Below are 12,039 nucleotides of genomic sequence, written 5' to 3'. Positions count from 1 at the left end.
TCCGACCGCCCCTACAAGCGCGGCTGGGACCCGGCGGAGTCGCTGCGCCGCATGGCCGAGTGGACCAAGGGGCATTTTGACCCACGCCTCTTCCAGGCGTTCGTCAAGAGCATCGGCATCTACCCCGTGGGCTCGCTGGTGCGGCTGACCTCCGGGCGCATCGGCGTGGTGGCCGAGCAGGGCCAAAAGTCCCTGACTTCGCCCAAGGTGAAGGTGTTCTTCTCGACCAAGTCGGACATGCGCATCCCGCCAGCGGTCATCGATCTGGCCGACCCGCAATGCACAGAGAAGATCGTTGCCCGCGAGGACCCGGACCAATGGAAGTTTCCGGACCTCGATGAGCTGTGGTCGGGCCTCGCATTACCCGGTCGCTAAAAGCATGGTGCAGTTGCCCCAGGCGAGGGCCTTGGAAAGCCAGGCCGGCTGTCCACCTACCATGCTGTCTGGATACCCGGGCTTTCTCCGGAGTTCCAGCGACAGGGCGGGCAAGGAGCCACCAACCTGCGCGAAAAAGGCACACAAGGCATCATCCACCAGCGGCCGATCAAGAGCGCATTCAAATTGCAAGGTGCACCCTTGTATCGGGTCCGTCGTTGGTCGGCAACTGGCACCCAACCAGGGCATGGCGCTGAAGTAGCGCTCGAACGACGCACGGAATTGATCGAGCTCCTGCAGCAGTTCCTGTGCGGTCACATCGGGGCCATGCAATCTCTGGCGACGCGCACTCTCCGCGCCAGACTGAACCACAAGGTACGCGTAACGCATCGAAGCCCCTTCTCAGGCATCCTGAAGCAGGAGATCCAGGGTCGCCTCCATGTCCGACCAGGGATGCCCTTGCAACAGATCATCGGGGGTTGAAGCCCCCCTCGAGTGCAACTCGCCCCGGAACAATGCCATCTTTGCCCTGGGCGCGGAGCGGCGCGCATGGTGCTGCAGCACCCCAAGCATGTCACCCGCAAGCCCCATGTCCACCACCATCACATCGACGGGTTCGCTCAAGAGCACCAGCACCGCGTCCGTCACACTCGAAAGGTCGGTGATGACACAGGTAGGATCGCGGACTCGACAAACAGCCTGCACAGCTTCCCTGCGCCTGCGGGTCGGTAGCACCGTCAAAATCCTGCGCGGGGCAGCGTTCTGCCTGGCAGAGTTCATCCTGTCCGGCACAACTCGCTCCTCAAGGGTGGGGCGCTGGACTGGCTTTCCTGAAAGAGCTCCAGCGCGGCGCCAGAGGTATCGGCTACAGCTCGCATGTCCTGGAAAGGCCTCTCCGTGAATGAACCATCAGCAATGTCGCCTTTGCAACGCGCAGGGTCCGATTGTGAGGCGCTTGTTCGCTTGGCAAGTTGATCCAGGTCAACCTCCTCCATTTCCGCGTGCCCCGATCCGAAAATCGGTGCCCAAGGAAGGTGACCAGAGACGACAGACAGCGTGGCCGAAGCATCCAGTGGGCGTGAAAGCAGAAAGCCCTGCCCCTCGTCGCATCCCATCGACTGGAGCAACTTCAACTGGGCTTCGGTTTCAATCCCCTCGGCGATGCAGCGCAAATTCAGCCGGTGGGCCATGTCCACAATGAGGCGCACAATCTCGCACGCGCTCGCGTCGTCCTCCATCGCCGAGACGAACTGCCGATCGATCTTCAGGTACTGCACCGGAAAGCGACGCAGGTAGGCCAAGGAGGAATAGCCCGTGCCGAAGTCGTCGATACTGAGCGTCACCCCCAGGTTGCGAAACGACTTCAGCGATTGCATGACGGCGTCGATATCGCCAAACAGCAATGATTCGGTCAGCTCGATTTCGAGCAACCGGGCAGGAATGCCGTGGCGGTCGAGCGCCAGTGCAACGTGCTGCACGTAGTTCTGCCGCTGAAACTGCAGCGCAGAGAAATTAACAGCCACGACAGGCGCCGCCAGGCCCTGCGCCTGCCAGGACGAGAGTTGCGCCAGCGCCTGCTCCAACACGCTGTCGCCAATCAGCCCGATCAAACCACGGCGCTCGGCCAGTGGTATGAATTCGCCGGGAGAAATACTGCTGCCATCGGGCAGTACCCATCGGGCCAGCGCCTCGACACCCGACAACTGCCCCGAAGCCAGATCCACCTTGGGTTGGTACGCTACCGTGATCTGGTTCAGGCGCACCGCATCGCGCAATGCAAGCGCCATGCGGCGCTGTCCATCTTGCGCTTCATAGCACTGCAGCGTGGGCAAACCTGGCACGGCCTCCCGACGGGCGGCCGATGCATGGAGCAGGGCTTCGGCAGCGCTTGCGCAACCCCGCGCCAACGATGACAGGCCCACGCTGACCGAGATCTGTATGTGCTTTCCCTCGCCGAGGTCGAAAGCCAGGGCCGTCTTCGCATACAGGCGCGATGCGAACGACTGAACCACATCGCCGCTGTCAGCATTCGAGTCGGCCAACGCGATCGCGAACTCATCCGGTCCCACGCGAGCGACCACCGCAGGCCGGCCATCGGCAGCGGCGACCTCCGTGCACCGCAGTGCCATCTGGCGCAGCACAGCATCGCCAGAGGCAAGTCCGTGCAGCTCATTGAGTTCCGTGAAGCCATCGATGTCCAGCGCGAGGACATGGACGACATCGGCCTTCTCGCTCAGGAGGTCGGCAGCCTCGGTGAATGCCTTGCGGCTGAGCAAACCCGTGGTGGCATCCGTGGCGGCGTCCCGCCTCGCGCTACCGCTGCCTGTCAGCTGAGCCCCTTGCTCTGCATAAGTGCCCAGATGGTAGGCGGCCACGCCATCCGACCCACGCAGCGTGACGATGGTCAGATACTCATGCGACAACTGGCCGTCCTTGCGGCGGTTCCAGATTTCGCCTTGCCAGCGCCCCTGGCTGCCCAGCGATGCCCACATGGTGCTGTAGAAGCTGCGCCCTTGCAGCCCAGATCGCAGCATGCTCGGGCTGCGCCCGACGAGTTCGTTGATTGCATAGCCGGTCGCGCATTCGAACGCCTCATTCACCTTGAGAATGCATCCGTCAGGTTCGGTCAACACCATCGGCGCGGGCGATTCCCGCATGGCCTGCAGCAGCATGCCGACCACCTCCGTGCCAAAAGCCGGGTGGGCGCCATGTGCGTCGATGGAGATAGTGTGTTGCTCGGCCATATGTTTCCTTGCAGAGGAACCGGGAGCGAGCAGATCGCGCTCCAGATGGTTCAGTGTAGAAACGGCCGGCCGGCCGGTCTGTGGGGAAGTCTTGATGGACTGGGTGGGGGGGAGCTCGACACGCGCAAGCACGCTGGCATCTTTTGCAGCCGATGCCAGACGGCCAATCCAGGCAACTGCGCCGATGGGTGGAAGCCCCCGATGCGGGCTATGGCGCGTCCGTTCCGAGCAATTGATGGCGCATTGCGAGACGCACCAGCGCGGTCACATTGGCGGTTCCCAGCTTGCCCATGAGGCGGCTGCGGTAGGTATCCACGGTCTTGGGCGAGAGGTGCAGTTCTCGGCCGATGGCAGCACTGGACAGCCCTGTGACCACCATGACGACGATCTGCCGCTCGCGGGGCGACAGCGCCGCAAAAGGATCGACATCTGTATCCGCCGTCAGGGCCTGCACGGCCAGATCCGCCACCTCCTGGCCAAGGTAGCGGCGCCCCTGCAACACCACCTCGATGGCGCGCAGCACCTCGCTGGAGGGCGCGCCCTTCAACACATAGCCCGCAGCCCCCATTCGCAACGACTCGGCTACATGCTGGGGCTGCGCCGACATGGTGAGCATCACGGTCCGCACGCTCAGCGCGCGGCGCTGCAAGTCGGCCAGCACTTCGAATCCGGACCGCCCCCCCAGGCTCAAGTCCAGGAGCAGCACCTCCGGCATCAACCGTTGGATGTCGGCAACGGCAACGGTGGGATCAGCCGTCTCACCGACCACTTCATGGCCCGCGATCTGCAGCACCGCCCGCAGCCCTTCCCGAACCATGAGGTGATCGTCCACCAGATAAAGTCTGCTCATGGGCGCCCTCCCCACTCAAGCCGCACAATGGTGCCGCCTGCGGGGTTCGGCGCGATACTGAAGCGGGCGCCCGTGGCAAGCGCGCGTTCGCGCATGCCCACCACACCCAGGTGCCCTGGGCGAGCGATCTGCGTATCCAGGGCCCAGCCCTGGCCATCATCCACTACATCGATCCGAAACTGGCCTTCATCCCCTTTCAGAACAACCCTCACAAGGGTCGCTTTCGCATGCTGCACGGCGTTGGAGGTGGCCTCCCGAGCGACCATGAAGGCGGCGTACTCTGCATCGGCTGGCCATCGCATGCGAGCGACCTCAGGCTCGACTTCAAGCAACAGGTCGATGCCCGGAAGGGTGAGGTCGCGTGACCTCAATTCATTGTCCAGGGCTGCTGCAAGTCCGTCATCGTCCAGCAATGGTGGGCGAAGATCCACCAGGACCTGCCGCACCTGCTTGATCGCCTGGTCGATCAGGCCACCCAGTTGCTGCCTGGCCTTCCCACCGGCTTGAATCTCCTGAGCCCCCATGGGGGTTGCATCAAATGTGAGCCTGATCGCGGTGAGCGTCTGGCCGAGCTGGTCGTGCAGCGCCTGAGCGAGCCGCTGTGTCGTCTCCTTTTCCTGGTGCATGAGCTGCTGCGCCAGATCCGACAACTCACTCTGGTAGCGCAGCAACGCTTCCTCTGCCCGGGCTCTTTGCGTGACATCACGCAAGATCGCTGTGAGGGTCAGCTTGCCATTGACCATCGCACGTGAAATGGACGCTTCCAGCTCCAGGACCTCTCCGTCGGCGCGCACGCCTTTGACACGGCCAGCGCCCATGGCACGCCGCGTGACCTTGGATTCGACAAACCCATGCAGGTCGGCGCCATGCCCGCTGCGATAACGCTCGGGCATCAGCGAGTCCAGCGGTTGATTGAGCATGCTGGCGGCGGTGCGCCCGAAAATGCGTTCGGCCGCCGGGTTGAACAGCACGATGCGCCCCTCCTCGTCGCAACTGATCACCGCGTCGCTGGCCGCATCGATCACCGCGGCCAGGGTCTCCTGCTGCTCGCGCAGACGCAGCTCGGCCTGGACGCGCTCGGTGACGTCGCGAAGGATGACGGTAAAGAGCTTCTGACCCGCAATCTCCACCTGCGAGATGGATGCCTCGATGGGGAACTCCTCCCCATCTGCCCTGAGGCCGCTGATGGCCCCGATGGAGCCCATGCGGCGGGTGGTGATGCCTGTGGTTCCGAATGCTTCGACGTGGGCCGCATGCTGCCCGCGAAATCGCTGGGGCATGAAGCGGGTGATCGGGTGGCCCAGCGCTTGCGCAGACTCGCAGCGGAACATGCGCTCCGCTGCCTTGTTGAAGAGCACGATGCGCTGCGTTGCGTCGATCGTGACGATGCCGTCCATGGCCGATTCGAACAACGCCCTCAGCCGGGCTTCGCTGTCGGAAAGCCCGGTCTGTACCTCGCTCGGCAGTGGCGGCATGTCAGTCAAATGGAGGTACGCCTCTTGTTGGAACCAGGCGGCAGGTAGCGCATGCACCGATGCACCACCCATGCCGCGCCACCCTCTTTCGGTCATTGTAGGTTCGGTTGGGCTGGGTTGGCCAAGGAAACATGACCGAAGCTCCCGTCAGGCGCAGTGGAGAACTCCCCACATCCAGATGCTGGCCGGCTGCCTACAGTCAAGGCACCAACCGGGTACCTGCACCATGACCAACGCTTCCACCACCGCCACCTGCTCCCAGTGCACACAACGCGATGTGTGCTTTCCCGTGGACCTGGAGCCATTGCAACGGGTGCGCCTGGACCAGCTGTCGATTCGGCGCATCCGGATCAAGCGGGGCGAGCACCTGTTTCGTGACGGCGATGCGTTCAATGCCATCTTCACCGTGCGCAGCGGCTTTTTCAAGACAGGCCTGGCCACCGAAACGGGGCACGAGCAGGTGACCGGATTCCAGATGGCCGGCGAAATGCTGGGCCTGGACGGGATCGTCACGGAGCGCCATATGGGCAATGCGGTGGCGCTCGAAGATTCGGAAGTATGCGCGATTCCCTATGCTCGGCTGGCGGAGCTCTCGTGTGAACTGCCCGTCATGCAACAGCATCTGCACAAGGCGATGAGCCGGGAGATCGTTCGCGAGCACCAGATGATGCTATTGCTGGGCAGCATGCGGGCGCAGGAGCGGCTGGCGACTTTCCTGCTGAACCTGGTCAAGCGCCTTCATGCGCGCGGATTCTCGGAATCGGAGCTGGTGCTGCGCATGACGCGCGCGGAAATCGGCTCCTACCTCGGGATGAAGCTCGAAACCGTGAGCCGGCTGTTCTCCAGGCTGGCCCAGGAAGGAATTCTGACGGTACACCAGCGGCACGTTTGCATCGCTGACGCAGGCAGGTTGCTGGGCAACGAGGCGCAAGGAGCCATGCACTAGCAGGGCTTGCCCCTCCTGCCACTCACCCATTCCTGCGACGGATTCCCCATGCAGATCAATCTTCCAGTCACCCACCGTGAGCACGACCATCCCGGTACCGAGTCCCTGGTATCGATGACGGATCGGCAAGGGGTCATCTCGCACTGCAACCACGCCTTCACTGCGCCATTTGCAAAGGGCCTCTCTGCATAGAGCCCTAATGGAATCGGTGGTGGTCCAGCGCCCAGCGCCCCAGCACCCGGTAGGCGCCCCCCGAGCCCAGCCGGTTGTACAGCAGCTGGAACTCGCGCACCGTCCAGCACAGCGGCTCCACGGGGTGCGCCGGCACATCGCGGGGGCTGTAGTACAAGGTCATGTGGGGCGTGATGACCGGTGCGCTGCGCGCGAAGTGCGGCTGCGGCCAGGCCGCCTGCAGCGCATCGTGCAGCGCCTGGTACAGCGCAAGGAAGCCGGCCACCCCCTCGCCCTCGCCGCACAGCACCTGCGGGCGGTTGCCCCGGCGCCGGTGAAAGCTCAGAAAACGGTCGAGCCGGATATTGAAGGCCGGCATGTCCACCCCGCTGGCGGCCCGCGCCGCCCACAGGGCCAGGGCTTCGGAAAACTCGGCATGCCAGTTCAGCGAGACCAGGGTCAGGTGCAGGCGCTCGGTGCGCACCTCACTGCCGGCCAGTTGGTGGCGTGCGATCAGGCCCCGGCGCAGGCGGTCTGCGCTCCATGCCGTGGCAGGATCTGCCAGCACCGCGAAGAAGAGGTGGTGGGGCCGGGCACGCCGCTCGGGGGCGGGCTGGGGGTGCGGCCGGGACGGGCGTGGCTCGGCAGGCTCCACCCCGGGCAATGACAGCTGGTGTGGCATGGCATGGCTCCATGGACTGGCCACCACACTAGCGCTCGCGGGCCCGCTTGTCCAGTGCGTTGCGGGAACAGATGTATCTGGTCCATTGAAACCGAGAAATCGGCTGTGCGCCCGCTGCCGCCCCGGCCCGAAGGGTTAGGGTCTGGCAGGGCCGCACTCGTCGTTGCCGTGCATGGCCGCACCCGTCAGTCCATTCCCGTCTTGCCCGGAGCCCAGTAGGCCTTCGCCAGGATGCGCGAAGACGGCACCCCATGCCCCTTGAGCGCCTGGCGCGCCTGCTGGATCGACTGCGCACGGCCCGTGAGCACGAACAGCGTGCCATCGCCGCTGCACTGCGACCACAGCTCGCCGATGGCCTGCACCCGCCGCAGCTCGTCGCGGCGCTCGACCACCAAGGCAGGCTCCACGCCCAGCGCCTTCAGGGCCAGGCGGGCTTCGGCTTCGGATTCCACCTCGAACACGCAGCGAGGCGCTGCCCCGCCGGCCATGGCCACCGCCACGGCGGCGGCCAGGCCGAACGAGGTCTCATCGCCATGCAGCACCACCGGCCCGGCGAGATCGCCCAGCGCCAGCGAGCGGTGCGGCCCGAAGACCTGGCAGGCATCGCCGGCCCGCACGCGCCGCAGCCAGTCGCTGCCGGGCCCGGCGCCGTGGGCATAGCCCAGGATGCGCGTGCGCCCGCGTTCGGCATCGAACACGATGGGGGTGAAGGTGCGTGCCGTGAACGGCCCCGCCACCTTGACCTGCAGCTTGTGCCCGGGCGCCCAGGCCGCGCCCTGCAGGGCATCGCCCTCCAGGGCGATGAGCCGAAAGCGCTCCGACACCTGCTCGACCGCTGCCACCCGCGTATTGCGCAGCAGCAGCCGGTCGAAGGTGCGCTCCAGCAGGCGCGGCCGGCGCTCCTCAGTAGAGTGCATGCCGCACCTCGTGGTCGTAGTGCGCGTTGATCTGCCCCACCTGCTCATCGCCGATCTGCGTGGTGGCACCGCCCAGCCGCGTGAGCTCCGCCAGCATCTGCCCCACCGTGGGCACGCTGGCCCGGTCCACCTGCGATGCCGGGGCACAGAGTTTGGCGCGGTTCACCGCCTTGCCGCAGTGCATGAGCACCTCGGTGATGGCCACCACCGTGGCGGCCTTGGGCGTGCGCCCCTGCTCCGCCAGCTCGGCCAGCAGCTCGGGGGCGGTGGACACCCTGCCGTGGCCATTGATGCGCAGAAACACCTCCAGCCCCGGAAAGATGAACAGCATGCCCACGCGGTCATCGCGCTCCAGGTTGCGCAGGGACTCGATGCGGTTGTTGCCCGGCCAGTCGGCAAAGGCCACGGTGTGCGCATCGAGCACGTGCACGAAGCCTGGCGGGCCGCCGCGCGGCGAGGCATCGAGCCCCTGCCCGCTGCCCGTGGCCAGGCAGAAGAAGGTCGCGGCCTTGAGGTAGCTTTCGTGGCCACCGATGAGGCGGTCGAGCACCGCCTTTTGGATCATCTCGGACGGCGGCGCGTACAGCGCATCGAGGTCGGGGGCATCTGCTGCCACCGGCTGTGGCACAGGTTGCTCGACCAGGGCGCGCAGCTGCGGGTCGCGGACCTCGAGCACGTCGAACAGCCCCAGCGCGCGCAGTGCCGGTGCCAAGGCTTCGATGTCGCCCGCGGCGGCGGCGCGGGCCTCGGCGGACGCGCCGGGGTCCTGCAGCACCCGTGCATTGGCGAGGAAGGCCCCCACCGATCCCTTGCGGACGGTGACGCCGCCCACCTCCACTTCGTTGACATGGTCCGGAAGAACATCCTGTGCGCGCATGGCCTGGCTCCTGTTGATGCGATGCAAACAAGAATAAGATGCATTCACTTGGCGGCTGTAGACTGGATACGCCATTTGATTGCTCGAATCCGCCATTTCCACGGCACTACCGCATCCTCGCCCCCATGTCCGACCTGAAGCTCGACCTCGCCACCATCGACGCGCCCGACGGCCCGCTGGTCATCGCCCTGGCCGGCACGCAGGACGGCGAGCGCATGTCCGAGCCGCACCAGCATGCGCGCGGCCAGCTCTTCGGCTCGCTGCGTGGGCTGATCTCGGTGAAGGTGCAGGATGCGCTGTGGGTCGTGCCCGCCATCCATGCCGTGTGGCTACCGCCGCACCACCTGCATGCGGCCCAGTCGCATGGGCCCTTCCATGGCTGGAGCGTGTACGTCGAACCGGCCGCCTGCGAGGGCCTGCCCGCCAGGCCCTGCACGCTGCGCACCTCGGGCCTGCTGCGCGAGGCCGTGCTGCGCGCGGCCGAGTGGCCGCTGGGCCCGCTCGATGCCGGCCAGTCGCGCGTAGCCGGGGTGATCCTGGACGAAATCCGCAGCCTGCCGGTCGAACCCCTGGGCCTGCCCCTGCCCCAGGACGCACGCCTGCTGCGCATTGCGCGCGCGCTCATCGCCGACCCGGCGGACGGGCGCGACCTGGAGGCCTGGGCCCGGTGGGCGGCCCTGAGCTCGCGCACGCTGAGCCGGCGCTTCGTGGAGGAAACCGGCTTCAGCTTCACCGCCTGGCGGCAGCGCGCGCGGCTGCTGCGCTCGCTGGAGATGCTGGCCGCCGATGTGCCCGTGAACGCGGTCGCGCTGGACCTGGGCTATGCCACGGCCAGCGCGTTCATCACCCTGTTCAAGCGCAGTTTCGGCGAGACCCCGGCCGCGTACCGGCAGCGGCTGTGAGCGGGCGCCTTACCTTGCTTGGCTTGATGCCTATACCTGCACCGTGAGGTAGACCCCCTCGCGCCCCACCACCGGGTCGCGCGTGGGCATGAAGATGGTGCAGTCGTCACAGGGCGAACGGATCTCCTTGTCGCCGTCCACCGCGATCAGCTCGCCCTCGGCAAAGGTCTCGAAGCCGATGACCGGCCGCGTGAAGGCGAACTGCGGTGTCTGCACCAGGTGCACCTCCAGCAGCCGAAAGCGTCGCGCGGGCGCGCGGTCGGCCGGCGCAGGCAGCGCGTCGATGAGCCCGTGGTGCGCCAAAAAGCGCAGCGTGACGTCGGTGGCCAGGTCGGCGGCCGACCGGGCGAAATGCTGCCCGCACTCCACCACCACGGCGCCCAGGCTGTCGCTGGCCGGGTCGCCGTGGCGGGCATAGGACATGACCCCCGTGCCCGGTGCCGCGCCCGGTGGCATCACCAGGTGCACCAGCGGCTTGCCCACGGCCAGGGTGAGCGCGGCATTGCGCTCGAACTCCGGGTAGACCCAGAAGGGTTGTACCGGCGCGCGTGTGGAGTGGATGTCCAGGATGCTGTCGGCTGCGGCCAGCACCGGGCGCAGCTCGCGCGCACGGCGCAGCTCGGGGCTGTGCTCGCTGCCATCGAGCATGGCGGGCGACCAGATGCGGTTGAGGTTGTGCACCAGCTGGCGGTTCTCGTAGGGCCGCTCGATGTCGAAGGCCTCGTAGGCCTCCACGTTGGCAAAGCCCACCGTGAGCGTGCCGACTTGGGGGCGCACACCGGTATCGAGCAGGTGCGTGGCGGCCACCATGCCGCAGATCTCGTTGCCATGCGTGAGCGCATTGATGAGCACGTGCGGGCCGGGCCGGCCCGACTCGAAGCGGTGCACGTAGGCTATGCCGGTGTTGCCCTGGCGGTAGGCCGAGAGGTCGCGCGGCAGCACCTCCAGGGGCGAATTGTCGGAGGCGAAGGCGGCTTGCGTCGACATCGGCTTACTCACCCCGGATGCCCAGGCGCTTGACCAGGTCGCCGTACACCGCCAGGCGCTCGCCCATCATCGCGGTGAACTGTGCGGACGACAGGGCTTCGGGCACCAGCGCGCCGCGTGTTTGCAGGGCTTCGATCATCGCGGGCTGCTCGGCCACCGAGCGCACAGCCTTGTACAGCGCGGCCAGCACCTCGGGCGGCGTCTTCGCGGGCGCGGCCAAGCCGATCCACGAGGTGGAGTTGCTCAAGGGGTATCCCAGTTCCTCGAAGGTGGGCACGTCGGGCAGCACCGACAGGCGCGTGGGCGCGGCCACGGCCAGCGCTCGCAGCTTGCCGGCCTGGATCTGGGGCAGGAAGGGCGCGAGGTTGTCCAGGCCGAACTGCACCTCGTTGGCCATCAGCGCCGTGACCAGCGGGCCGCCGCCCCGGTAGGGCACGTGCACCGCGTCGAGCTGCGCGGCGTTCTTGAACAGCTCGGCATTGAGCTGTCCCATGCTGCCCGGCCCGGCGCTGCAGAAGTTGAGCTTGCCAGGGTTGGCCTTCACGTGCGCGATGAACTCCTTGAGGTTCTTCGCCGGCACGGCCGGGTTGACCACCAGCACGTTGGGCGTGCGCGCCAGCTGCGCGATGGATGCGAAGTCCTTGATCGGGTCGTAGCCCACATTGGACTGAGTGAGCGGGTTGGCCAGGTGCGAGCTTTGCGAGGACACGACCAGCGTGTAGCCATCGGCCTTGGCGCGCGCCACCTGGGCGCTGGCGATGGAGCCGCCGGCACCGGCACGGTTGTCAACCACCACCGAAGTGCCCAGCGCCTTGGCCAACGGCTCGGCATAGAGCCGCGCGATCAGGTCCACCGAGCCGCCTGCGGGGAAGGGCACCACCAGCGTCACCGGGCGGGAGGGGAAGGCCTGCGCATGGGCCACAAAAGGCAATGCGGCAGCGGCAGCAGCAAGGCCTGCACCCAGGAGCTCGCGGCGGCGCAGGGTGGAGGCAGGGGATGTGGAGTTCATGGGCTTCCTGGGGTGGTAGGGAAAAATTTGAAGATATTTTTGCAGTTTGATTTCAATTTTGCAACAACATACGCAAAAATGGACATTCCCCAGATCTGCGCACA

General features: G+C 66.3%; 12 protein-coding genes and 1 pseudogene. 3 read left to right on the top strand and 10 right to left on the bottom strand.

Translation table 11 applies throughout. The features are described from left to right. Nucleotides 1-375 (top strand): annotated as a pseudogene (locus tag PMI14_RS19415) (phosphodiesterase); the annotation flags it as partial. Here the strand turns inward: PMI14_RS19415 and PMI14_RS19410 are convergent. From PMI14_RS19410 to PMI14_RS33640, 5 genes are all read right to left on the bottom strand, one after another. Further along, nucleotides 361-765, bottom strand: a complete 405-nt coding sequence (locus PMI14_RS19410; RefSeq protein WP_035204644.1) for a hypothetical protein — start codon at nt 763-765, stop codon at nt 361-363. The pseudogene PMI14_RS19415 and the gene PMI14_RS19410 sit on opposite strands and share 15 nt — an antisense overlap. A 12-nt stretch (nt 766-777) precedes the next feature. Then, nucleotides 778-999: a hypothetical protein gene (locus PMI14_RS19405; RefSeq protein ID WP_146187903.1), complete on the bottom strand. Its 222-nt coding sequence runs from the start codon at nt 997-999 to the stop codon at nt 778-780. A gap of 152 nt (nt 1,000-1,151) precedes the next feature. Continuing rightward, entirely contained in the window at nt 1,152-3,119 is a 1,968-nt protein-coding gene (locus PMI14_RS19400) for a bifunctional diguanylate cyclase/phosphodiesterase (protein WP_007857018.1), read from the bottom strand. A gap of 208 nt (nt 3,120-3,327) precedes the next feature. Then, entirely contained in the window at nt 3,328-3,969 is a 642-nt protein-coding gene (locus PMI14_RS19395) for a response regulator transcription factor (protein ID WP_007857017.1), read from the bottom strand. After that, a complete protein-coding gene (locus PMI14_RS33640) occupies nt 3,966-5,444 on the bottom strand; it encodes a PAS domain-containing sensor histidine kinase (RefSeq protein ID WP_052024438.1) in 1,479 nt (492 codons plus the stop codon). Before PMI14_RS33640 ends, PMI14_RS19395 begins: the two co-directional genes overlap by 4 nt. Before the next feature lie 226 nt (nt 5,445-5,670). Here PMI14_RS33640 and PMI14_RS19385 point away from each other — a divergent pair, with 226 nt between their 5' ends. Beyond that, on the top strand, nt 5,671-6,390 hold the full coding sequence (locus PMI14_RS19385; protein WP_007857015.1) for a helix-turn-helix domain-containing protein: 720 nt from the start codon (nt 5,671-5,673) through the stop codon (nt 6,388-6,390). A gap of 196 nt (nt 6,391-6,586) precedes the next feature. Here the strand turns inward: PMI14_RS19385 and PMI14_RS19380 are convergent, their stop codons facing one another. The 3 genes from PMI14_RS19380 to PMI14_RS19370 form a co-directional block, all read right to left on the bottom strand. Continuing rightward, nucleotides 6,587-7,243, bottom strand: a complete 657-nt coding sequence (locus PMI14_RS19380; RefSeq protein WP_007857014.1) for a 2'-5' RNA ligase family protein — start codon at nt 7,241-7,243, stop codon at nt 6,587-6,589. 185 nt (nt 7,244-7,428) lie between these two features. Further along, on the bottom strand, nt 7,429-8,160 hold the full coding sequence (locus PMI14_RS19375; RefSeq protein ID WP_007857013.1) for a siderophore-interacting protein: 732 nt from the start codon (nt 8,158-8,160) through the stop codon (nt 7,429-7,431). Further along, the gene (locus PMI14_RS19370) at nt 8,147-8,803 is read right to left on the bottom strand and encodes an MSMEG_1061 family FMN-dependent PPOX-type flavoprotein (protein ID WP_052024440.1); all 657 of its coding nucleotides are present in this window, start codon (nt 8,801-8,803) and stop codon (nt 8,147-8,149) included. The genes PMI14_RS19375 and PMI14_RS19370 overlap by 14 nt, the downstream gene beginning before the upstream one ends. 359 nt (nt 8,804-9,162) lie before the next feature. On the opposite strand from PMI14_RS19370, the gene PMI14_RS19365 reads away from it, so the two are divergent. Next, nucleotides 9,163-9,939, top strand: coding sequence for a helix-turn-helix domain-containing protein (locus PMI14_RS19365; RefSeq protein ID WP_007857010.1), 777 nt, complete (start codon nt 9,163-9,165; stop codon nt 9,937-9,939). Nucleotides 9,940-9,969: 30 nt separating this feature from the next. Here the strand turns inward: PMI14_RS19365 and PMI14_RS19360 are convergent, their stop codons facing one another. Continuing rightward, nucleotides 9,970-10,926, bottom strand: coding sequence for a succinylglutamate desuccinylase/aspartoacylase family protein (locus tag PMI14_RS19360; protein ID WP_007857009.1), 957 nt, complete (start codon nt 10,924-10,926; stop codon nt 9,970-9,972). A 4-nt stretch (nt 10,927-10,930) separates the two neighbouring features. After that, nucleotides 10,931-11,935 carry a tripartite tricarboxylate transporter substrate binding protein gene (locus PMI14_RS19355; protein ID WP_007857008.1) on the bottom strand — a complete coding sequence of 335 codons (1,005 nt, stop codon included), beginning with the start codon at nt 11,933-11,935 and terminating at the stop codon, nt 10,931-10,933. Between the last annotated feature and the right edge of the window lie 104 nt (nt 11,936-12,039).

The sequence above is a fragment of the Acidovorax sp. CF316 genome (genome assembly GCF_000276605.1).
GTDB lineage: Bacteria > Pseudomonadota > Gammaproteobacteria > Burkholderiales > Burkholderiaceae_C > Acidovorax.
The sequence above is the reverse complement of the archived record's forward strand: the minus strand, read 5'-3'. Positions and strand labels throughout refer to the sequence as shown.